Source organism: Kitasatospora phosalacinea (assembly GCF_030268885.1).
In the GTDB taxonomy this organism is placed as follows: Bacteria; Actinomycetota; Actinomycetes; order Streptomycetales; family Streptomycetaceae; genus Kitasatospora; species Kitasatospora phosalacinea_C.
The window spans coordinates 167,941-190,017 of sequence record NZ_BSSA01000016.1 but is presented as its reverse complement, the minus strand read 5'-3'; the positions used below and the strand labels follow the sequence as shown (position 1 = coordinate 190,017).

At 74.8% G+C, this 22,077-nt stretch carries 17 protein-coding genes; 7 read left to right on the top strand and 10 right to left on the bottom strand.

Annotated elements, in window-relative coordinates; genetic code table 11:
* The first annotated feature begins 252 nt into the window (after nt 1-252).
* Entirely contained in the window at nt 253-1,683 is a 1,431-nt protein-coding gene (locus tag QSK52_RS22980; RefSeq protein ID WP_285738016.1) for an FGGY family carbohydrate kinase, read from the top strand.
* A 73-nt stretch (nt 1,684-1,756) separates the two neighbouring features.
* Nucleotides 1,757-3,163: a glutamate decarboxylase gene (locus tag QSK52_RS22975; protein WP_285738015.1), complete on the top strand. Its 1,407-nt coding sequence runs from the start codon at nt 1,757-1,759 to the stop codon at nt 3,161-3,163.
* Nucleotides 3,164-3,197: 34 nt separating this feature from the next.
* On the opposite strand, the gene QSK52_RS22970 is transcribed toward QSK52_RS22975, so the two are convergent.
* The 4 genes from QSK52_RS22970 to QSK52_RS22955 form a co-directional block, all read right to left on the bottom strand.
* Nucleotides 3,198-4,343, bottom strand: coding sequence for an RNA polymerase sigma factor (locus QSK52_RS22970; protein ID WP_285738014.1), 1,146 nt, complete (start codon nt 4,341-4,343; stop codon nt 3,198-3,200).
* A gap of 155 nt (nt 4,344-4,498) precedes the next feature.
* Nucleotides 4,499-6,412, bottom strand: coding sequence for a DNA primase (gene dnaG, locus QSK52_RS22965; RefSeq protein WP_285738013.1), 1,914 nt, complete (start codon nt 6,410-6,412; stop codon nt 4,499-4,501).
* Nucleotides 6,413-6,478: 66 nt separating this feature from the next.
* On the bottom strand, nt 6,479-7,750 hold the full coding sequence (locus QSK52_RS22960; protein WP_285738012.1) for a deoxyguanosinetriphosphate triphosphohydrolase: 1,272 nt from the start codon (nt 7,748-7,750) through the stop codon (nt 6,479-6,481).
* 36 nt (nt 7,751-7,786) lie between these two features.
* Nucleotides 7,787-8,143, bottom strand: a complete 357-nt coding sequence (locus QSK52_RS22955) for a hypothetical protein (RefSeq protein ID WP_285738011.1) — start codon at nt 8,141-8,143, stop codon at nt 7,787-7,789.
* Nucleotides 8,144-8,260: 117 nt separating this feature from the next.
* Between QSK52_RS22955 and QSK52_RS22950 the strand changes: the two genes are divergently transcribed.
* Together QSK52_RS22950 and QSK52_RS22945 are read left to right on the top strand one after the other, a co-directional pair.
* Nucleotides 8,261-8,875, top strand: a complete 615-nt coding sequence (locus QSK52_RS22950) for a helix-turn-helix domain-containing protein (RefSeq protein WP_285738010.1) — start codon at nt 8,261-8,263, stop codon at nt 8,873-8,875.
* On the top strand, nt 8,872-10,233 hold the full coding sequence (locus tag QSK52_RS22945; protein ID WP_285738009.1) for an MFS transporter: 1,362 nt from the start codon (nt 8,872-8,874) through the stop codon (nt 10,231-10,233). Before QSK52_RS22950 ends, QSK52_RS22945 begins: the two co-directional genes overlap by 4 nt.
* Nucleotides 10,234-10,381: 148 nt before the next feature.
* Here QSK52_RS22945 and QSK52_RS22940 read toward each other — a convergent pair whose 3' ends face one another.
* Together QSK52_RS22940 and QSK52_RS22935 are read right to left on the bottom strand one after the other, a co-directional pair.
* Nucleotides 10,382-11,134: a sirohydrochlorin chelatase gene (locus QSK52_RS22940; RefSeq protein ID WP_285738008.1), complete on the bottom strand. Its 753-nt coding sequence runs from the start codon at nt 11,132-11,134 to the stop codon at nt 10,382-10,384.
* 197 nt (nt 11,135-11,331) lie between these two features.
* Nucleotides 11,332-14,196, bottom strand: coding sequence for a tetratricopeptide repeat protein (locus QSK52_RS22935; protein WP_285738007.1), 2,865 nt, complete (start codon nt 14,194-14,196; stop codon nt 11,332-11,334).
* A gap of 427 nt (nt 14,197-14,623) precedes the next feature.
* On the opposite strand from QSK52_RS22935, the gene nirB reads away from it, so the two are divergent.
* Together nirB and nirD are read left to right on the top strand one after the other, a co-directional pair.
* A complete protein-coding gene (nirB, locus tag QSK52_RS22930) occupies nt 14,624-17,251 on the top strand; it encodes a nitrite reductase large subunit NirB (RefSeq protein WP_285738006.1) in 2,628 nt (875 codons plus the stop codon).
* Nucleotides 17,248-17,595: a nitrite reductase small subunit NirD gene (gene nirD, locus QSK52_RS22925; RefSeq protein ID WP_285738005.1), complete on the top strand. Its 348-nt coding sequence runs from the start codon at nt 17,248-17,250 to the stop codon at nt 17,593-17,595. The genes nirB and nirD overlap by 4 nt, the downstream gene beginning before the upstream one ends.
* 100 nt (nt 17,596-17,695) lie before the next feature.
* Here nirD and QSK52_RS22920 read toward each other — a convergent pair whose 3' ends face one another.
* Both QSK52_RS22920 and QSK52_RS22915 read right to left on the bottom strand, forming a co-directional pair.
* Nucleotides 17,696-18,604, bottom strand: coding sequence for an SGNH/GDSL hydrolase family protein (locus tag QSK52_RS22920; protein WP_285738004.1), 909 nt, complete (start codon nt 18,602-18,604; stop codon nt 17,696-17,698).
* 42 nt (nt 18,605-18,646) lie between these two features.
* Entirely contained in the window at nt 18,647-19,588 is a 942-nt protein-coding gene (locus QSK52_RS22915; RefSeq protein ID WP_285738003.1) for a PAC2 family protein, read from the bottom strand.
* A gap of 653 nt (nt 19,589-20,241) precedes the next feature.
* Here QSK52_RS22915 and QSK52_RS22910 point away from each other — a divergent pair.
* Nucleotides 20,242-20,997, top strand: coding sequence for a GNAT family N-acetyltransferase (locus QSK52_RS22910; RefSeq protein ID WP_285738002.1), 756 nt, complete (start codon nt 20,242-20,244; stop codon nt 20,995-20,997).
* Between the two features lie 216 nt (nt 20,998-21,213).
* Here the strand turns inward: QSK52_RS22910 and QSK52_RS22905 are convergent, their stop codons facing one another.
* Together QSK52_RS22905 and QSK52_RS22900 are read right to left on the bottom strand one after the other, a co-directional pair.
* A complete protein-coding gene (locus tag QSK52_RS22905) occupies nt 21,214-21,564 on the bottom strand; it encodes a transcriptional regulator (RefSeq protein WP_285738001.1) in 351 nt (116 codons plus the stop codon).
* A complete protein-coding gene (locus QSK52_RS22900; protein WP_285738000.1) occupies nt 21,561-22,058 on the bottom strand; it encodes a hypothetical protein in 498 nt (165 codons plus the stop codon). Before QSK52_RS22900 ends, QSK52_RS22905 begins: the two co-directional genes overlap by 4 nt.
* Between the last annotated feature and the right edge of the window lie 19 nt (nt 22,059-22,077).

The following is a 22,077-nucleotide window of genomic DNA, read 5'->3' as shown; positions in this document are numbered from 1 at the left end:
ATCATGCGATGCCTCAAGCGCTTCGTCGCCCGCGAGATCTACCGCGCCCTCACCAGGACACCGACAACCCAACGCATCAACCAGACCGACCTCGCTCCTGCAGCTTGACGTCCATAGGAGCATCCCGCCGGGCCCCCGGACCGGGTCGGACGGTCGCCGGACGGTCGTCGGACGGGGTGGTTCCGGTACCGACTGGGCAACACTTGCGGCAGTCGGCCCCGCCCCGGCCGTCGACTGCGGCATGATCTCGGCATGGCCATCGTCGCGGGCATCGACAGCTCCACCACTCGCACCCGGATCGTCGCGTGCGACGCCGACACCGGCGCCGTGCTCAGGCAGGGCAGGGCCCCGCACCCGCTGCCCGAGGGCGAGGAGGGCCGGAGCACCGAGGTCGACCCGCAGACCTGGCTGCACTCGCTGGGCGACGCCGCCGCCGGGGGCCTGCTGGAGGGCGTCCGGGCGATCGGGGTGTCCGCGCAGCAGCACGGCCTGATCGGGCTGGACGCCGGGGGCGTGCTGGTGCGGCCCGCCCTGCTGTGGAACGACCCCCGCTCGGCGGGTTCGGCGGCCGCGCTGCTGGACGCCCTGGGCGGGCCGCAGCCCTGGGTGGAGGCGATCGGCGCCGTCCCCGGCCCCACCTACACCATCGCCAAGCTGCGCTGGCTGGCCGAGTTCGAACCGGCCTCGGCGCAGCGGATCGCCGAGGTGCTGCTGCCGCACGACTGGCTGGTCTCCCAGTTGCTGGGCGGTCCGAAGCGGCGCACCACGGACCGCGGCGACGCCTCCGGCACCGGCTACTGGTCGCCGGTCACCGGCGAGTACCGGCAGGACCTGATCAAGCTGGCGCTCGGCCACGAGCTGGCCGTCCCGGACGTGCTCGGCCCGGCCGAGCCCGCCGGGCACACCCCCGAGGGGCTGCTGATCTCGGCCGGCACCGGGGAGAACATGGCGGCCTCGCTCGGCCTCGGACTGGGCCCCGGCGACGCGGTGGTGTCGCTGGGCGGCAACGGGACGATCTTCGCGGTGCACGACCGGGCGGTGGTCGACCCGTCCGGCCTGGTCTCCTCGTTCGCGGACGCCACCGGGCGGCACCTGCCGATGGTGGCCACCCTGAACGCCGCGCAGGTGCTGCGCTCCACCGCCGCGATGTTCGGCACCGACCTGGAGGGCCTGTCCGAGCTGGCGCTGCAGTCCTCGCCCGGCGCGTACGGGATGGTGTTCCTGCCCTACCTGGACGGCGAGCGGACCCCGAAGCTGCCGCACGCCGCGGGCACCCTGACCGGGCTGCGGGTCGAGTCGATGGCGCCGCAGCACGTGGCCCGGGCGGCCGTCGAGGGCATGCTGTGCAACCTCGCGGAGGCGCTGGACGTGCTGCGCGGGCACGGCGTCGCGGTGAACCGGGTCTTCCTGCTGGGGACGGCCGGGCGGCTGCCCGCCGTGCAGCAGATCGCACCGCAGCTGTTCGGGCTGCCCGTGGTGGTGCCCCCGCCGGGCGACCACGCGGCCCGCGGCGCGGCCCGGCAGGCCGCCTGGGCCCTCGCCGGGACGCCCGAGCCCCCGCACTGGGAACTGCCCGACCTGACCGTGCTCGCCCCCGACCAGGAGCACGACCTGGCGGTCGGCAGCGCGGTGCGCCAGCAGTTCGCGGCCCTGCGCGAGCAGTACCACCCCGAGACCGCCTGACCCGCCGCCTGATGTGCGGGCGCCCCGCCCCGGTGCCACCGTGGAGGTTCCACGAGTGGAGGGACGTTCCGCCATGGCGTTGCACAAGGGCAAGAAGGACGAGGAGAAGCGGCTGCCGTTCAGCCCGCTGCACGTACTGACCGATCCGCTGGGCGCGATGCAGCAGGCCCCGGCGCTGCACCAACTCCCCCGGGTGCCGGTCCCGCCGCCCGTCGCCTACCAGCTGATCCACGACGAGCTGATGCTGGACGGCAACGCCAAGCTGAACCTGGCGACCTTCGTCACCACCCAGATGGACGAGTACGCGGACCGGCTGATGTCCGAGTGCCGCGACAAGAACATGATCGACAAGGACGAGTACCCGCAGACCGCCGAACTGGAGCGGCGCTGCGTGGCGATCCTGGCCGACCTGTGGCACGCGCCCGACCCCGCCGCCGCGGTCGGCTGCTCGACCACCGGCTCCAGCGAGGCCTGCATGCTCGCCGGGATGGCGCTCAAGCGGCGCTGGATGGCCCGCAACGCCGACCGGTACGCGGCCGGGGCGCGGCCGAACCTGGTGATGGGCGTCAACGTGCAGGTCTGCTGGGAGAAGTTCTGCAACTTCTGGGAGGTCGAGGCGCGGCTCGTCCCGATGGAGGGCGAGCGCTTCCACCTCGACGCGGAGCAGGCGGTGGCGCACTGTGACGAGAACACCATCGGCGTGGTCGGCATCCTCGGCTCCACCTTCGACGGCTCCTACGAGCCGATCGCCGAGATCTGCGCCGCCCTCGACGCCTTCCAGCAGCGCACCGGCCTGGACGTGCCGGTGCACGTGGACGGGGCCTCGGGCGGCATGGTCGCGCCGTTCCTGGACCCGGACCTGGTGTGGGACTTCCGGCTGCCCCGGGTGGCCTCGATCAACACCAGCGGCCACAAGTACGGCCTGGTGTACCCGGGCGTCGGCTGGGCGCTGTGGCGGGACGGCGAGGCGCTGCCCGAGGAACTGGTGTTCCGGGTCAACTACCTGGGCGGCGAGATGCCGACCTTCGCGCTGAACTTCTCCCGGCCGGGCTCGGAGGTGGTCGCCCAGTACTACGCCTTCCTGCGGCTCGGGTTCGCCGGGTACCACGCGATCCAGCAGGCCTGCCGGGACGTCGCCGGCTACCTGGCGGCGGAGATCGAGAAGCTCGGGCCGTTCCGGCTGATCACCAGGGGAGACGAACTGCCGGTGTTCGCGTTCACCACCGCCGAGGACTGCCCGTTCGACGTGTTCGACGTCTCCCGGCGGCTGCGCGAACGCGGCTGGCAGGTGCCCGCGTACACCTTCCCGGAGGGGCGGACCGACCTGGCGGTGCTGCGGGTGGTGTGCCGCAACGGGTTCACCCGGGACCTGGCGGACCTGCTGCTGGCCGACCTGCGGCGGCTGCTGCCCGAGCTGGAGCGCCAGCCCGCGCCGCTCAGCGAGCTGGGGATGCCGCAGCGCAGCGGGTTCCACCACTGAGTCGGCGGAGCGGGTCGGGGCCGCCGGAGCACCCCTAGTCGAGGTAGCCGCGGAGCTGGTCGGCGAAGGCGTGGTCGCGGAGCTTGCCGAGGGTCTTCGCCTCGATCTGCCGGATCCGCTCCCTGGTCACGCCGAACAGGTGGCCGATCTCCTCCAGGGTGCGGGGGCGGCCGTCGTCGAGGCCGTAGCGGAGCTGGACCACCTGGCGCTCGCGCTCGCCGAGGGTGGCCAGCACCGCTTCCAGGTGCTCGCGCAGCAGCAGGAAGGCGGCGCTCTCGGCCGGTGAGGCGGCGTCGGCGTCCTCGATCAGGTCGCCGAGGGCGACGTCGTCCTCCTCGCCGACCGGGGTGTGCAGCGAGACCGGCTCCTGGGCCAGTTTGAGGACCTCCCGGACCCGCTCCGGCGACAGTTGCAGCGCCTCGCCGACCTCGGCGGCGGTCGGCTCGACGCCGCGCTCCTGCAGCAGCGCACGCTGCACCCGCAGCACCCGGTTGATCAGCTCCACCACGTGCACCGGCACCCGGATGGTGCGGGCCTGGTCGGCCAGGGCGCGGCTCATCGCCTGGCGTATCCACCAGGTCGCGTAGGTGGAGAACTTGTAGCCGCGCGCGTAGTCGAACTTCTCCACCGCCCGGATCAGGCCCAGGTTGCCCTCCTGGACCAGGTCGAGCAGGGTCAGGCCGCGCCCGACGTAGCGCTTGGCGACCGAGACCACCAGCCGCAGGTTGGCCTCGATCAGGCGGCGCTTGGCGATCCGGCCGAGCACCACCAGCCGGTCCAGGTCGCCGAGCAGGCGCTCGTCGGCGTCCGGGAGGCGATCCAGCGCCTCCTCCGCGAACAGGCCGGCCTCGATGGCGCGGGCCAGTTCCACCTCCTCGACCGCGGTCAGCAGCCGGATCCGGCCGATCTCCCGCAGGTACTGGCGCAGCAGGTCCGCGGCCGGGCCGGTGCCCTCGTCGAGCGCGGGCTCCGGCGGCTCGTCGGCCAGCTCCTCGGCGGTCGGCTCCCCGGCCGCCGGATCCCCGTCGGTCGGCCCTTCGGCGGTCGGCTCCTCCTCGGCCGCGGGGGCGGTGTCGGTGGCGGGGTGCTCGGGGCGGGACGGGCCGGACTGGGGCGGGATCGCGGCGCCCCGGGCGGGGGTGGTCTGGGGCGGGCGGGCGACGGAAAGCTCCACGGGCATCCCTCCAGGGGCCGCGCGCGGCCTGGGGGTGCCGCGCCACACCCGAGGGGATACCCAGCCCGGTGGGCCCGGGCACCTGCGAGCGGCCCCGAGGTCGCCGGAAGGCACCGCCCGGCGGGCCGGGTGCCGCGCGGGCGGGCCGGACCGACCGACCGTCAGAGCGCGGCGGCGCCGCGGGAGCGGAGCTGCTGGCCGTACTGCTGCAGGGCCCACAGCTCGCTCTGGACGGGGTGCAGCTCCTCGGCGGTGGCGCGGTCGCCGAGGCGGCGCAGGTGGGCGCGGACCTCGTCGATCCGCCGGTCCACGGCCTGCAGCCGCAGCTTGACCAGGAACTCCCCCGCGTAGACCTGGTCGGCCTTGCGGCGGGAGCGGATCGGCTCGACGGTCAGCTCGGTGACCAGGCCGCGCACCTGGTCGTCCGGGCTGGCCTCGCGGACGGCGGCGGTGAAGTCGGGCAGGCCCGCGCCGTACGCGGTGCCGCCGGCCCGGCCGATGGCGCGGCGGACGGCGCGGTACGGCGGGGTGGGGAACTCGTCCTCGCCGTACTGGTCGAAGGCCGGGCTGACCAGGTCGGGGTGCTGGAGGGCGAGCTTGAGCAGTTCGCGTTCGACGAACTGGGCCGGGTCGCGCGGGTTGAGCCGGAAGGCGGGCCGCTCGGGGCGGACCGGGCGGGCGGGCTGGGCGGCGTCCGGGCGGCGCAGCGTGCGCTGCTGGCCGTTCTGCTGGTTCTCGCGCTGCCAGCGGGCGAGCTGGGCGATCCGGTTGACCACGAAGCGCTCGTCCAGGATGCCGACCATGCCGGCCAGTTGGACGGCGTACTCGTGCTGGATCGAGCGGTCCTTGATCTTGACGATGATCCCGGCGGCCTCCTCCAGGGCGGCGGCCCGGCCCTCCGCGGTGTCCACCCGGTGCCGGGCGACGGCCGAGCGGAGCGCGAACTCGAACAGCGGGACGGGGTTGTCCACCAGGGCGCGGACCGCCTCGTCGCCCTGGGCCAGGCGCAGTTCGCACGGGTCCATGCCGCCCGGGGTGATGGCGATGGAGGTGCGGGCGGCGAACTTCTGGTCGTCCTCGAAGGCGCGCAGGGCGGCCTTCTGGCCCGCGGCGTCGCCGTCGAAGGTGAAGACCGTCTCGCCGCGGTAGGTGGAGGTGTCCATCAGCAGCCGACGGATGATCTTGATGTGGTCCTCGCCGAAGGCGGTGCCGCAGGTGGCCACCGCCGTGGTGACGCCCGCCAGGTGGCAGGCCATCACGTCGGTGTAGCCCTCGACCACCACCGCCCGGCCGGACTTGGCGATCTCCTTGCGGGCCAGGTCGATGCCGTACAGGACGTTCGACTTCTTGTAGATCGGCGTCTCGGGGGTGTTCAGGTACTTGGGGCCGTTGTCGTCCTCGCGCAGGCGGCGTGCGCCGAAGCCCACCACGTCGCCCGCGCTGTCCCGGATCGGCCAGACCAGGCGGCCCCGGAAGCGGTCGATCAGGCCGCCGCGCTGGCCCTGCGAGGCCAGGCCGCCGACCGAGATCTCCTTGTCCGTGAAGCCGCGGCCGCGCAGGAAGCGCACCAGGTGCTCCCAGCCGACCGGGGCGTACCCCACCCCGAAGTGCTTGGCCGCGGCCTCGTCGAAGCCCCGCTCGGCCAGGAAGCGGCGGCCGATCTCCGCCTCGGGCGTGGCCAGTTGCTCCTGGAACCAGGCGGCGGCCACCTTGTGCGCCTCGACCAGCCTGGTCCGCTCGCCCTGCTGGTGCCGCGGGCTGTAGCCGCCCTCCTCGTAGCGCAGGGTGATGCCCGCCTGGGCGGCCATCCGCTCGACCGCCTCCGCGAACGAGCAGTGCTCGATCTTCATCAGGAAGGTGATCGTGTCACCGGACTCGCCGCAGCCGAAGCAGTGGAAGACGCCCTTGCCGGGGTGCACGTAGAAGGAGGCCGACTTCTCGTCGTGGAACGGGCAGACGCCCTTCAGCTGCGCGCCGCCCCCGGCCGCCAGTTGCACGTAGTCGCCGACCACGGCGTCGATCGGCAGGGCGGCACGCACCGCCTGCACATCCTCGTCCCTGATCCGACCGGCCACCGGGAAAGTCTACGGGAGCGGGTGTGACAGTCCGGGCGTGCCGTCCCCGGGCCCGGGGCGGGACGGCTAGCCGACCAGCTTGGCGTGCAGGGCCAGCGCGGAGGCGTCGGTGAGGGTGGCGATCTGGTCGATCACGGTGCGCAGCGCGGCGCGGCCGTCCTCGGCCTCCTCGTACTGGGCGGCGAACACCGGGTCCAGGTGGTGCGGGGCGTCGTTCAGCAGGGCGTCGGCCAGTTCGGCGATCACCACCCGCTGGCGGGAGCGGAGTTGGGCCTGCTCGTCGCGCTGCATCACGTACCGGACGGCGACCGCCTTGAGCACCGCGCACTCCAGCCGGACGCCGCGCGGGACGACCAGCTCGGCGGCGTACCGGGTGAGCGGGCCGGGACCGTAGCGGGCCCGGGTGGCCTGCTCGGCGGCCAGGCAGAAGCGGCCGATCAGCTGGCTGGTGAGGTCCTTCAGCCCGGCCCGGGCGCGGGCGGTGCCGTCGTAGCCGACCGGCCACCAGTCCTGGGCCTGCAGCCGGTCCAGGGCCTCGCCGAACTCCTCCGGAGCGGCCGCGGCGAACCGCTCGGCGGTCTTGAACAGCTCGGCCCGCTCCTCCGGGGAGCGCAGCGCGGCCGGGTCGATGTGGCCGGCCTGCAGGCCGTCCTCCACGTCGTGGGTGGAGTAGGCGACGTCGTCCGACCAGTCCATCACCGTGGCCTCGAAGCACTTGCGGCCGTCGGGCGCGCCGGTGCGCATCCAGCGGAACACCGGCAGGTCGTCCCCGTACACGCCGTACTTGGTGGAGCCGGGGTCGGCGGGGTGCTGCCCGCGGGCCCACGGGTACTTGGTCGCGGCGTCCAGCGCGGCGCGGGTCAGGTTCAGGCCGACGCTGCGGCCGGGCCACGGGGCGAGCCGGACCCCCGGCTCGTCCGGCGGGGCGAAGCGCTTGGGCTCCAGCCTGGTCAGGATGCGCAGCGACTGGGCATTGCCCTCGAAGCCGCCGCAGGCCTCGGCGGCCTGGTCGAGCGCCTCCTCGCCGGTGTGGCCGAACGGCGGGTGGCCGATGTCGTGGGCCAGGCAGGCGGTCTCCACCAGGTCCGGGTCGCAGCCCAGCGCCGCGCCCAGCTCCCGGCCGACCTGCGCGCACTCCAGCGAGTGCGTCAGCCTCGTCCGCGGGAAGTCGCTGCGCATCGGCGCGACCACCTGGGTCGTCCCCGCCAGCCGACGCAGCGCGGCGGAGTGCAGCACCCGGGCGCGGTCGCGCTGGAAGGCGGTGCGGCCGGGCCGCTTGTCGGGCTCGGGCACCCAGCGCGCCTCGGACTGCGGATCGTACGGAACCGTGTTCTTCATATGCCAGTCACCGTACGCCGGACGACGGACATCCGGTCATGCGGCGCGCGAACGCGGGGCGGCGAGCAGGCGGCGCCAGCGCGGCCGTTCGGTCACCAGGCAGGCGGCGGCGAGGCCGCAGGTGAGCACCGCCGCCCAGGTCGGCCACGCGCACCAGGTCGCGACGACCGCGGCGGTGAGTTGCAGCAGCACCAGGCCGACGGTGGCCCAGCCGGGCACCGCCACCAGCACCTGTTCCTTGTCGCCCGGGGTGGCGAGGACCGTGGGCAGACCGATCAGCAGCAGGTCCGCGAGGACGGCCAGCAGGATCGAGTGCGGGGCGAGCGCCCAGGGTGCGGCCACCCAGGCGATCAGTTCCGTGAGGAAGCGCAGGGGGGCGGCCAGCCGGTTCATGGGCGGACTCTCCCACAACGCGCGGGAGTTGGGGAGTGGCCGGGCGCTCCCGAAAAAGCCGAGACTCCTTTGCAGAGAGATCTATGCAGAGAGTCCTCTGCATCGTAGGGTGGGGCCATGAACGAGCACCGCCCCGAAGACCCCGCCCCGCACTCCGACCAGGCGCCGCGCCGGAGGCTGGACGCCGGTTCGCTGCGCGGGCTCGCCCACCCGCTGCGGATGCGGCTGCTGGACGAGCTGCGGTTGAACGGCCCCGCCACCTCCGCCCGGCTCTCCGAGCGGACCGGCGAGTCCACCGGCACCATCAGCTGGCACCTGCGGCACCTCGCCGAGCACGGCTTCATCGAGGAGGAGACCGGCCGCGGCACCAAGCGGGAACGCTGGTGGCGCGCCGTGGGCGGCGCCATCGTGCTGGCCGCCACCGACTTCGACCGGGACCCGGCCGCCCGCGCCGCGCTCTCGGTCTACCAGGCCGAGAACCTGCGCCGGCAGTACCAGCGGGTCGCCGACTCGCTGGCCGCCGGCTGGCCGGGCGAGTGGCACGGCACCGGCTCCGTCTCCGACTGGAGCAACCTCCGGCTGACGCCCGCCCAGCTCCAGGCCCTGATCGACGAGTTGAACGCCGTGGTCACCCGCCACACCCCCGACCCGGACGCCGCGCCCGACCCGGCGGCGCGACCGGTCATCGTCCAGATCCAGGCGCTGCCCCGAAAGGACCCCGACCGGCCATGACCGCACCCCTCCCCCGCTCCCGCCGTACCGCTGTCGCTGCCACTGCCACCGCCGCTACTGCTGCCGCTGCCGCTGCTCCTGCCGGACTGCTGCGGCGGCACCACGACTTCCGGATGCTGTGGATCGGCGAGACCGCGAACAAGTACGGCTCCGCGGTCACCGGCCTCGCCCTGCCGCTGATCGCCGTCAGCACCCTGCACGCGAGCACCCTCCAGGTCGGCCTGCTCGGCGCCGCGGGCTGGCTGCCCTGGCTGCTGATCGGCCTGCCGACCGGGGTGTGGGTGGACCGGCTGCGCTGCCGCCCGATCATGCTCGCCGCGACCGCCGTCTCGCTGCTGCTGTACGCCACCGTGCCGCTGGCCGCGCTGGCCGGGGTGCTGACGCTGTGGCACCTGCTGGCCGTCGCGCTGCTCGCCGGGGCGGCCGGGGTGTTCTTCCAGACCGCGTACACCGCGTACCTGCCGCACCTGCTCGAACCCGCCGACCAGCCCGAGGGCAACGCCAAGCTGCACGGCAGCGCCTCCGCCGCGGGCATCGCCGGGCTGGGCAGCGGCGGCCTGATCGCCCAACTGGCCGGGCCGGTCAACGGGCTGCTGGCCAACACCGCGACGTTCCTGCTCTCGCTCTGGTGCACCGCCCGGATCGGGCACCGCGAGACCGGCCGCGAGCAGCGGCCCCGCCGGGCGCTGGGACGGGAAATCGGCGAAGGGCTGCGGCTGCTCGCCTCCGACGTCTGGTTCCGCACCTTCGCGCTGTTCGGCGCCGCGTCCAACCTCGTCCTGACGGGCTACCAGTCGCTGCTGGTGGTCTTCCTGATCCGCGAGGTCGGCGTCGACGAGGGCACCGTCGGCCTGCTGGTCGCGCTCGCCTCCACCGGCGGCGTCCTCGGGGCGGCCGTCGCCCGCCGGATCGCCGCCCGGCTCGGCACCTCGCGGGCGATGCTGCTGCTGGAGCTCGTCCTGCCCGCGCTGACCGTCCTCATCCCGCTGACCGGCCGCGGCACCGGGCTGGCCTGGTACCTGCTCGGCGGGTTCGGCGCCTCCTGCGGGGTCGTCGCCGGGAACGTCATCAAGTCGACCTTCCAGCAGCGCTACTGCCCGCCGGAGCTGCTCGGCCGGCTCTCCGCCAGCAGCGCGGTGCTCAACTTCGGGTCCATCCCGCTCGGCGCGCTGCTGGCCGGCGTCCTCGGCACCGAGCTCGGCGTGCGGCCCGCGATGTGGCTGATGACCGTCGGGGTGCCGTTGGCCGCCCTGATCCTCTGGTGCTCGCCGATGCGCCGCGTCCGCGACCTGCCCACCGAGCGCCGCGGACCGGTGTGCGGGAGCGACGTGCCGGTGGCGGCCGCGGCGTGCGGCTGACGGCTACGGCTGACGGCTACGGCTGACGGCTGACGGCTGACGGCTGACGGCTGACGGTGTGGCTGACGGCTGTGGCGTACGGCTGACGGCTGCTGCGGGGTCCGGCGGGGCCGGGGGCGGCGGGCGCGGGGTGCGACGTGACCGGGGGTCAGCCGACCAGGCGCACGGCCCGGGAGAGGCAGGACTGGTACCGCTCCAGGACCAGCCGGGCCAGGGCGGGGTGGTCGCCGAGCGGGGCGGAGGTCAGCGCGGCGCCCGCTGCCTCGGCCAGGCGGGCGAAGTCGCCCGGTGCGGTGAAGTAGGAGGCGACGGCGACCCGCGCGTGGCCCTCGGCGGTGAACTCGGCGACCCGGGCGGCGACGCTCGGACCGTTCGCCGTCACGTACCCCGGCCGGACGGTGACGCCCAGCCTGGCCGCCAGCAGTTCGGCCTGCGTCCCGCTGTCCTCGGCGGCGTCCCGGTCGCGGGAGCCGGAGGCGGCCAGGACCACGGGCTCGCCCCGCCAACCGGCCGACACCAGGCGGTCGGCCAGCGCCTCGGTGAGCAGCGGGTCGGGGCCCAGCGGCGGGGCGCACTCCCCCGCCAGGTGCGGCGCGGCGGACAGCGTCCGGGGGATGTCCACCTTGCTGTGGTAGCCCCGCCCCAGCAGCAGCGGCACCAGGACCACCCGGCCGCTCAGCTCGTCCAGCACCTCGGGCAGCAGCGGGTCGTTCAGGCCGAGGTGCCCGAGCCGGATGTCCAGCTCCGGCCGGGACCGCCGCAACCGGGCGTGCAACCGGGAGAGCTCGGCGGACGCGGCCGGGTCGTGCGAGCCGTGCGCCACCAGCACCAGGGCCGGGCGGCGGGCCGCGTGCAGCACCCGCAGCGGGGCGACGCGGCCGGGGAGCGAAGTGGTGGTCATGCCACCACCTTGCCGGACGCCTGTTTCGGCCCGGTTGCCCACCGGTCACGGGTGGTTACCCGGCTCTCACCGAACGTCCCGCGGGGGTGAGCGGCCCGGCCGCGCCCCGCCGGTGGCGCACGGGGCCGTTGGGCCGGGGCCGTGCGGGGCGGGGTCGTGCGGGGCGGGGCTGTGTGCAGGTCAGGGCCGCGTACGGATCAGGGCTGCGTACGACCGGGGTCACCGGGCTGCCGGAGAACCCGCGGACGACGCACCTGCTCGGTTCCGGACGGCCTGCCGGACGGCCCAGGCGTGGCGGGTGCGGCGGGCCCGGCTCCGGACGGTTCGCCCCCGGCAGGTGCGCCGGGCGGGGCGGCCGACCAGGGCGCGGCGGGGAGCGCGTCCGGCTCCCAACCGTTGCTGCGCAGTTCGCCCGCCGCGGCGGGCGCGCCGGACAGGCCGGGCCGGCCTTCGTCCTCGTGCTCCTGGAGGAGCATCAGCGCTTCGCGGTGGGCGAGCGGGTCGCCCGCGTCGGCGGCCCGCCGGTACCACTCCAGGGCGCGCTGCGGCTGGCGGCGCTCGGCGAGCATCCGGGCCGCGGCGAGCAGGGCGCCCCGGTCGCCCTGGTCCGCCGCCCTCCCGTACCAGGCGAGTGCGTCGTCGACCCGGCCCCGGCTCTCCAGCATCTCGGCGGCCTCCTGGACGGCCCGGCGGTCGCCGCTGTCGGCGAACCGCTGCACCCAGGCGATGGCCCCGTCCCCGCAGGTCGATCCGGACAGCATCCGGGACGCCTCGCGCAGCCGCTCCCGCTCCGGGCTGTCGGTGGAGCGCAGCAGCAGACCGGCCTCGAAGAACCGGCCGGCCTCCTTGAGCAGCTCCACCGCCTCGTCCAGCAGTGCGGGCCCGGAGCGGTCGGCCGGGGCGGTGGCGGTGGCCCGGTGGGTTCCCTCGTCGCGGGTGCGGGCGGCCGGTGCGGGGTGCGCGGCCCGCAGGGCGGGTGCCTGCGGGGCCCACCGTTCGAGGTTCGGCGCGAGCGGGGCGGCGCTCCGGACGGCGGTGGGCAGGGCGTGCCGGTCACCCGCCGCGGCCGCGGCCCGGTACCAGCCGACGGACTCCCGGGAGCGGCCCAGTTCGCCCAGCAGGCGGCCGAGTTCACGCATCGCGTAGACGTCGCCGTGGGCGGCGGCGAGCTCGTACCAGTGGACGGCGCCGGTGGTGTCGCCGTGCCGTTCCAACAGGTCGGCGGCCTGGTACCGGGAGGTCTCGCAGCCCGCTTCGGCCGCCTTCCGGTACCAGTCCAGCGCCCCGTCCGGGTCCCCGTCCCGCTCGCACTGCTCGGCGCGTCCGCGCAGTGCCTGCGGGTCGCCGATGTGCGCGTACCAGGGCAGGTTGCCGTACTGGCCCTGCCCGGCGAGCAGGGCCGCGGCCTCGTGCCAGGCGGTCTCGTCCCCGTGGACCGCCGCGCGTTCGTACCAGGCGGCGGCCTCGTCGATCCGACCGGCAGCCTCCAGCATCCCGGCCGCCTCGTGGACGCCGACCACCGTGCCCCGGGCCCAGGCCCGTTCCCACCAGACGGCCGCCTCGTCGGTCCGGCCGGCGGCGGCGCAGAGCCTGGCGCAGTCGGCGGCGGACTCGGAGTGCCCGTCGGCCACGGCCCGTTCGAACCACTCCAGTGCCTCGTCGGTGCGGCCGAGTCCGGCGAGCAGGCGCCCGGCCCGGTGCAGGGCGGTGGGGTGGCCGGCCCGGGCGGCCTCCGCGAAGCGGTGCAGTGCCGGTGCGGTCTCGCCGCGGCGGCCGAGGAGTTCGGCGGCCCGGCAGTGGGCGTCGGTGTCCCCGGTCCGGGCGGCCCGGTCGTACCAGTCGACGGCCTGCTCGAACCTGCCGTCCCGTTCCAGCAGTTCGGCCGCCCGCACCGCGGCCCCCGGCACCCCCCTGTCGGCGGCCGCGCCGTACCAGTCGGCGGCCTCGGCGGTGCGTCCCGCTTCGGTGAGCAGGGCGGCGCCGACCGACAGCGCGGCGGGGTCCCCCGCCTCGGCGGCGGAGGCGCAGAGCCCGACCGCGATCCGGGTGAGGCCCCGGGTCGCCGCCGACCGCGCGAGGGCGGACCGGTCGGCGGGGTGGGCGTACCGGGCCAGGCACTCCCAGAGCCCGGCCGGGATCGTGCGCCCCTCCCGTTCCGGGCGCAACTGCCGCACCAGGGCTTCGGCGAGCCGCACCTGGTGGCCGCCCGTCGACCGGGCCACCTCCGCACCGCGGGGCGCCGCGGTGCCGCGCGGCGGCCGGCCGAGCACGGCCCGGCCGCTCCCGGCCGGGTCGCCCGCCGGATCCCCGGTGGTCAGCAGCGCGCCCGTCCCGGGGACGGCCTTGCGCAGGTACTCCAGCCCGTCGGCGACCCAGCCGGGGCGGAGGGCGTTGCGCTCCCCGGAGGTCAGGTAGTGCGGGGCGGACGCCGCCAGCAGTGCCGCGGGCAGGACGGGACGGTGGCCGAGGCGCACCGCGTCCAGCGCGGCGTCGACGACGGCCCTGGCGGCGGGCGGTGCCGAGCGGTAGCGGTTCACCAACCGCGCTCCGGCCGGTCCGGGGCCGCCGCCCGCTGCGCGCCGGGTACCGCCGGTGCCGACCACCGCCGACCGGACCCGGCGACCCGTGCCGTCCCCGGTCCGGGCCACGGCCGTGGCCCGGACGACCGTCGTTCCCCTGGCGGCCGCCGGCCGCCGGACGGACGGGCACGGTGCGGCCGGGGCGGACCCGCCCGGTGCACCGTCGGCCCGCTGCCGGGGGAGCGGGGCCCGGAGGCGGTCGGCCTCCAGCAGGGCGGCCCAGTAGGATGCCGGCCGCACCGGCCTGCCCGCGGCCCGGGCCAACTCCCCGGCCACGGCGGTGAGTCGGTCCACCTCGCGGGGCACCGACCGTCCGGAGAGCCAGCCGTGCAGGGTGGACGGGCCGATGCCGCCGATCCTGGCCAGCCGCTTCTGGGTGACCTCCCGGCCGCCGGCCCGGCGGGCCTCGTCCCAGAGCAGCAGGAGTTCGCGCAGCACTGCGGAGCGGGCTGCACGGCCCCTCGCCTGCACGTCTGTTGTCATGCCAGCTCCCGGCCGGACGCGGACCGGATCTTCGAATCCGCTCCCCTGCGTGCAGGGTACGCACTCGGGTATCCCCTCGTACCGACTTCTCCCCGAATCACGTTCCGGATCGGTGGTCCTGCCCCCGTGCGGGCCCGCTGCCTGGTAATGGGGCGCGGCGGGGCGCGGCAGCTCTCACAGCCGCCACCCGGCGCCGCTGAGGCCGAAGTTCCGACGGGGAAACAGGGCGGCCCCGGTCGGGAAACACCCTCCGAGCATGCTCGGTGCCACGACAGCGACCGGGTCGCGGACCGCCGGAGGCCCGCCCCCGGTCGGGGCCTCCGGCGGGACCGGAGGCGTGCTGCGCCCCGGAGCGACGGTGATCCGGCGGCACCCGGCCAGCTCCGACCGCCCACCGTCCGGAGCACGACCTCGGAGGGACTTCCCGATGACCACCACCAAGCCCACACTGCTCCTGGTCGGCTACGGCATGGTCGGCCACCGCTTCCTGGAGGCCCTGGCCGACACCGGTGCCGCTGAGCGCTACCGGGTCGTCGTCCTCGCCGAGGAGCCCCGGCCCGCCTACGACCGGGTCGGCCTGACCTCCTACTTCTCCGGCCGGAGCGCGGACGACCTGCTGCTCGCCGAAGAGGGCTTCACCGATCGGCACGGGTTCGAGGTGCACCTCTCCTCCCCCGCCGTCTCGCTCGACCCGGCGGCCCGGACCGTCACCACGGCCGCCGGGCACACCCTCTCCTACGACACCCTGGTGCTGGCCACCGGCTCGTACCCCTTCGTCCCGCCGGTGGACGGCCGGGACGCCGAGGGCTGCTTCGTCTACCGCACCATCGAGGACCTGCAGGCGATCGAGTCGTACGCGGCCGGGGCCCGGGTCGGCGCGGTGGTCGGCGGCGGCCTGCTCGGGCTGGAGGCCGCCGGTGCGCTGAAGGGCCTGGGCCTGGAGACCCACGTGGTGGAGTTCGCGCCGCGGCTGATGCCCGTCCAGGTCGACGACGCCGGCGGCGCCGCGCTGCGGCGGACCATCGAGTCGATGGGCGTGGTGGTGCACACCGGCATCGGCACCAAGGCGATCACCGTCGCCGAGGGGCGCGCGGTCGGGATGTCCTTCACCGACGACTCCGAGCTGGCGACCGACCTGGTGGTGTTCTCCGCCGGTGTCCGCCCCCGCGACCAGCTGGCCCGCGAGGCCGGGCTGACGGTGGGTGAGCGCGGTGGCATCGCGATCGACGAGCACTGCCGCACCTCCGACCCGCACGTCTTCGCCATCGGCGAGTGCGCCCTCGCGGTGGACGGCCGGGTGTACGGCCTGGTCGCCCCCGGCTACGAGATGGCCGTCTCGGTGGCCCAGCAGCTCGCCGAGCAGGCCGCGCAGCCGTTCACCGGCGCGGACCTCTCCACCAAGCTCAAGCTGCTCGGCGTCGACGTGGCCAGCTTCGGCGACGCCTTCGGCAGCACGCCCGGCTCGCTCGACGTGGTCTACTCCGACTCGCGTTCCGGCGTCTACAAGAAGCTGGTGGTCACCGGTGAGGGGGCGCTGCTCGGCGGCATCCTGGTCGGCGACGCCTCGGCCTACGCCACGCTCCGCCCGCTGGCGGGCAGCGGTCGGCCGCTGCCCGTCCCCGCCGAGTCGCTGGTCCTGCCGGCCGGTGCGGACACCGCCGTCTCGCTCGGCAGTTCCGCGCTGCCCGACGAGGCGGTGGTCTGCAGCTGCAACAACGTCACCAAGGGCACGATCCGGGCGGCCGTCACCGACCACCAGTGCACCACCGTCCCCGAGGTGAAGAAGTGCACCCGGGCGGGCACCAACTGCGGCTCCTGCGTGAAGCTGCTCGGCACGATCGTCGCGGACGAGCTGGAGGCCGGTGGCGTCGAGGTCGACCGGGGCCTGTGCCCGTGCTTCGCCCACACCCGCGCCGAGCTCTACGAGATCGTCCTGGTCAAGCGGATCCCCACGCACCGCCAGCTGCTCGCCGAGCACGGCCGGGCGCCGGAGGGTTCCGAGGGCTGCGAGGTCTGCAAGCCGACGGTCGCCTCGATCATCGCCTCGCTGGCGCCCGAGTTGGAGGCCTCCGGGCACATCCTGGACGGCGAGCAGAGCGCCCTGCAGGACACCAACGACCACTTCCTGGCGAACCTGCAGAAGAACGGCTCCTACTCGGTGGTGCCGCGCATCCCCGGCGGGGAGATCACCCCGGACAAGCTGATCGTGATCGGTGAGGTGGCCAAGGAGTTCGGCCTCTACACCAAGATCACCGGCGGTCAGCGGATCGACCTGTTCGGCGCCAGCGTCGACCAACTGCCGATGATCTGGAGCCGACTGGTCGCGGCGGGCTTCGAGTCCGGCCACGCGTACGGGAAGTCCCTGCGCACCGTGAAGTCCTGCGTCGGCTCCACCTGGTGCCGCTACGGCGTGCAGGACTCGGTCGCCATGGCGATCCAACTGGAGCTGCGCTACCGGGGCCTGCGCTCGCCGCACAAGCTCAAGTCCGCGGTCTCCGGCTGCGCCCGCGAGTGCGCCGAGGCCCGGGGCAAGGACTTCGGCGTCATCGCCACCACCAACGGCTGGAACCTGTACGTCGGCGGCAACGGCGGTGCCACCCCGCGGCACGCCGACCTGCTGGCCCAGGACCTGGACGACGAGCAGCTGGTGCGGCTGATCGACCGCTTCCTGATGTTCTACATCCGCACCGCCGACCGGCTGGAGCGCACCTCCACCTGGTTGGAGCGGATCGAGGGCGGCCTGGACCACGTCCGCGAGGTGGTGGTCGAGGACTCGCTGGGCATCGCCGACGAGCTGGAGACCCTGATGGCCCGGCACATCGGGGACTACCAGGACGAGTGGGCGGCGACCCTGGCCGACCCCGACCGGATGCGCCGGTTCGTCTCCTTCGTCAACGCCCCCGGGGTGCCCGACCCGAGCATCCGCTTCGTGCCCGAGCGCGACCAGGTCAAGCCCGACCTGGTGCTGCTGGCCACCGAGGAGCAGCTGCTCGCCGCCCTCGACCCCGACAACGCCCCGTTCCCGGCCGCCCGCATCCTGGAGGAAGCCCGATGACCATCACCGCCTCTGCCACCCGGGTCGAACTGCTCTCCCCCGCCGGTTGGTCCCCGGTCTGCGACTGGGACCTGCTGGTCCCCGGCCGCGGCGTCGCCGTCCTGCTGCCGGACGGCCGCCAGGCCGCCGTGTTCCGGGACGGCAACGACCGCCTCTACGCCGTCGACAACCGCGACCCGTTCACCGGCGCGTACGTCCTCTCCCGGGGCCTGATCGGCTCCACCCCGGACGGCCGGGTCTACGTGGCCTCGCCCCTGCTCAAGCAGCGCTTCGACCTGCTCACCGGGGAGTGCCTGGACGACGAGGACGTCCGGATCGCCGTCCACACGGCCCGCGCCGCCTGACCGGGGGCGGGTGCCCGGCCACCCGCCCGACCCGGCTCACGACGACCGCCCGACCCGCCTGACCGACCTCGCCCCCGTCGTCCCGCCGACGGGGGCGAGGTCAGTGCTGTTGCCGGAGCGCGTCCAGGACGGCGGCGGCCATGCCCTGCTGCCCCTGGGCGTTCGGGTGGATCGGCGCCAGCCCCTGCTCGGCGGCGAGGGGCTCTATCCACCGGGTGCCCGCGGCCTCGCACATGTCGTGGCCGGTGGAGGAGGAGTAGGTGTCGACGAACACCGCTCCGGCGGCTTCGGCCCGTTGCCGGAGCATGCTGTTCAACTGCCGTTCCTGCTCGGCGACGAAGCCGACGTCGGCACCGGCGATCCCGTCGCCCAGGGTTCCGGCGCAGCGGCCCGGGTCCTGCGGCAGCAGGGCCGGGTACCCGACGAGCAGCACCTCGGCCTGCGGAGCCCGCCGCTTGATCTCCGCGAGGACCGCGGTGAGCCGTTCCCCGGTGGTCGTCATCTTCCGCTGGACCTCACCGCGTCCGGCGCCGGTCGTGTAGTACGCCCGGCAGGGCGCCTCGTCGCCCCGACCGGTCAGGCCGTGTCGGACGCTCTCGATCGCGCAGCGGCCCAGCACGTCGAGGAAGCCCGCGTCGTTGCCGCCGATCCCGAGCGTCACCAGCCGGGTGCCCGCGCCGAGCGCGTCCAACTGCGGCGGGTTACTGCCGTCCTCGGTCTGCTGGGCGGCCGTCAGGTCACCGGTGCGGGCACCGCTGCAGCTGACGTCGGTGAACTCCTTGAGAGCGAGCTGCCGGGCCACCAGCGACGGGTAGTTGGCGCCGGAGCGGCCGCAGCCCTGCGGGAAGCCGCTCTGGGGCGGGATCCGCAGCCCCGAGGTGTAGGAGTCCCCGAGGGCGACGTACGGACCGGTGACCGGGGTGGCGGAGGGCGTCGGGGAGACCCGGTCGGGCTCCGGCGACGGGGCGGCCCTCCCCGCACTGCACCCCGCGCTGCCGATCAGGGCCACCCCCGCCAGGACCGACGCAACGGTCGACAGCCGGCGGCGCACCTACTCGGCGCCGCGCTCGTGCTCGGCCAGGAACTCCTCGAACCTGCGGCCGAGCTCGTCGGCCGAGGGGAGGTCACTGGCCTCGGCGAGCAGGCTCTCCCGGTCGACCGCACCGGAGACCGCGTCGTACTGGCCCTCCATGCCCTGGATCGCCGAGCGCAGCTCGCCGTCGCCCTGGGAGAGCTGGTCCTCGATCTCGGCGTAGACCTCGTTGACCCGGGCCCGCAGCTCGCTGCCGGGCAGGACCAGGCCGGTCGCGGACTGGACGGCTTCCAGGATCGCCACCGCCGCGGCCGGGTAGGAGGAGCGGGCGATGTAGTGCGGGACGTGGGCGGCGAAGCCCAGCACGTCGTGCCCCGCCTCGCCGAGCCGGTACTCGACCAGTGCCTGGGCGCTGCCGGGCACCTGCGCCTGGTCGAACCACTTGGGGTGGCCCGCCGCCAGGTCGACCCGGTTGCCGTGCGGGGTGAGGCCGACCGGGCGGGTGTGCGGGACGCCCATCGGGATGCCGTGGAAGGAGAGCGCGAGCCGGATCTCGAAGCGCTCCACCAGGTCGCCGACGGCGGCCGCGAACAGCTCCCACTCGGTGTCCGGCTCAGGGCCCGTGAGCACCAGGAAGGGCGCGCCCACCGCGTCGCGCACCAGCTGGAGCTGGATCTCCGGCGGGTCGTAGTCCGTCCAGCTCTCGCGGTCGAAGGTCATCGCGGGGCGGCGGGCCCGGTAGTCGACCAGGCGGTCGTGGTCGAAGCGGGCCACCACCTGCGGGGCCCCCTGCTCCAGCAGGTGCGCGACGACCTGGCCGCCCGCTTCGCCGGCATCCATGAAGCCCTCGAAGTGGTACAGCAGCACCAGGCCGGTACCGGCCTCGGCGGCGGCGCGAGCCGCCGCCAGGGCGGTCACGCCCTGCGGTTCCAGCTCGTACAGCTCCTTGGGATCACGCACGGCGCACCCATCCCCGTTCCGTCTCGTCGTCTCGGAATGCTTTCGGACCTGATCTGTCCAGCGTGCGACGGCCCGCCGACATTCCCGCCCCCGCACGAGTCTTCACGCCGTCTCTCGAATCCTCTCACCTCCGGGCAAAGTGCCTGGTCGTGGGCGTGGCACCCGGGTCGGCCGGTAGGATGGCGGAGCGTCGCGGCGTGCCGAAAGGACCCGCGCGCCCCCGCTGGCGCGCCGCGAAGTGACGCACCGCCTTCTGGCGGGTATCGTCCTCTCGCTGCCTCGCATCGTCGCGTCGTCGCGCCACGCCGTCTGTCACGTCGTGGGCCACGCCCCGGTCCGTTGCGCTGCCAGTCATCCCATGCGCACCTTGCCTTCACCTGGCCGCCTGCTTCGCTTCGTGATCTCGTTTCTCTCTCGGCCATCTCGCGGACGCACACTGTCCCGTCGCTCATCCCGCCGGATCGGTCCGTCGACCCGTGTCCGTACCGGCACCGCGCTGCCCGCCTCCGGGCTGCCGTCCCGCCGCACGCCCGAGCCTCTGGCGTAGCGCCCCCGGGCGGCCGTTCTCCGGGGCCGGGGCGACACGACCACTGCCCTCGCGCCGCGAACCCGGCACGCGGGCACCCGACGACCGCCGAAGGACCGAAGGATCCGTGCCCGTACCCGTCACCCTCTACGGCCGCACCGTGCGGCTGGAGCCCCTCGCCGAGCACCACGCCGCGGCCCTGGCCGTGGCCGGTTCCGAGGACCGTACGACCTACGCCTTCACCCCCGTTCCGCACGGCCTGGAGGCCGCCCGGGAGTACATCGCCCGCGCCCTCGCCGATCGGGCGGCGGGCCGGTCGATGCCGTTCGCCACCGTGAGCACGGCTGACAACCGGGTCGTCGGCTCGACCCGGTTCCTGGAACTGGACTACTGGCAGGGCCCGCTGGTGTGGCCGCCCGCGCCGGGCGTGCCGCACGGCGACCCGCTGGAGGCGGTGCCGGACGCCGCGGAGATCGGCAACACCTGGCTGTCCCCGCGGGCGCAGGGCACCGGCATCAACACGGAGGCGAAGCTGCTGATGCTGCGGCACGCCTTCGAGGTGTGGCGGGTGCAGCGGATCTCGCTGCGGGCCGACGCCCGCAACACCCGTTCCCGGATCGCCATCGAGCGGCTCGGGGCCACCTCCGAGGGGGTCCGCCGGGCGCATTCCCGCGGCCTGGACGGGGTGGTCCGGTCCACTGCGTTCTACTCGATCCTGGACGAGGAGTGGCCCGCCGTCCGGGACATCATCGAGCTGCGGATCGCCGCGGCGACCTCGCCCAGTGCGCCGGACCCGGCGCCGCTCAACCAGGAGTGCCTTAGACACGGCAGCTCCCTGGTCACCGATCCGATGATCGGTGACTCCCTGGTGTCGGCCGCCTGAAGCGGTCGCTCCGGTCCGGGGCGGGTGCGGGACGCCGTCGGCGTCGGGCGCCCGCCCCGTCCGGTTCCTCCCCGGGACTTCCCAGGGAGTTCTCGGGGGCCTCTGCACTCTGTCGAGTTGTCAAGGAGCACGGACAGCACGGCGTTCGGCCCACCTCCGCTCCTGGGTGTGATCCTGCTGACACTCCGCCAGACCGGGCCCGCGCTCCGTTCCGGCTCAGCCGTCGGCCCCTTCCGCACCGCCCCCGCCCCCGGTTCCGGCGTCGGAGGCGGACCCGGCCGCCTCCGCGGCGGCGGCCAGGTGCTGGAGCGCCGCGAGGTGCTCCGACAGGGCGGTGCGGCCCTGCTGGGTCGCGGCGAGCCAGGTGCGGGGCCGCTTGCCGACGTAGCCCTTGCGGGCCCGCAGGTAGCCGGCCGCCTCCAGGCCCGAGGCGGTCTTGCTGAGCACCGAGTCCGAGACCTGGCAGTAGTCGCGGACGACGGAGAACTCGGCCTCCTGGCACCCGCTGAGGAAGGCCAGGACGGTGAGCCTGGTGGGCTGGTGGAGTATCGGGTCGAGTCCGTTCACCGCTCGCTGCTCATGCTCTGCTCCTTGACGTCTCGATTGGCCAGCGTGATGACGCCCCACACGGCCAGGCCGCCGACCGCGCCCGCGGCCGCCATGGCCCATCCCTGCTCGCCGGTGGCCGACCAGGTGCCGAGCCAGGCCAGCACCGCCAGCAGGACGGTCAGACCGAGCGCCCGCAGGACGTTCGGCGGGACCTTGGTCTTCTCGAACTGCGCGGCGACCCCGCTGGAGCGCACGGCCACCCGCACTATGGCCGCCAGCACCGCCGCGAGGGCGGCCGCGCACAGCGGTATCAGCCACTGCGCCTGCCGCTGGAAGCTCTGCCCGATCGCCGCGCAGTAGACCGCGAGGGCGGCGCCCACCCCGGGGCGGTACCACCAGGGCATCGGCGCGGGCCGCCGGGCTGCCGCCCGGGCGCGCTCGGCGAGCTCCAACGCCTGTGCGGGCGTGAGTTCCTCGGACTGCTCGTGCGCGTGCTGCCTGTCGTCAACCATCGGTTCCCCCGAGCGGACG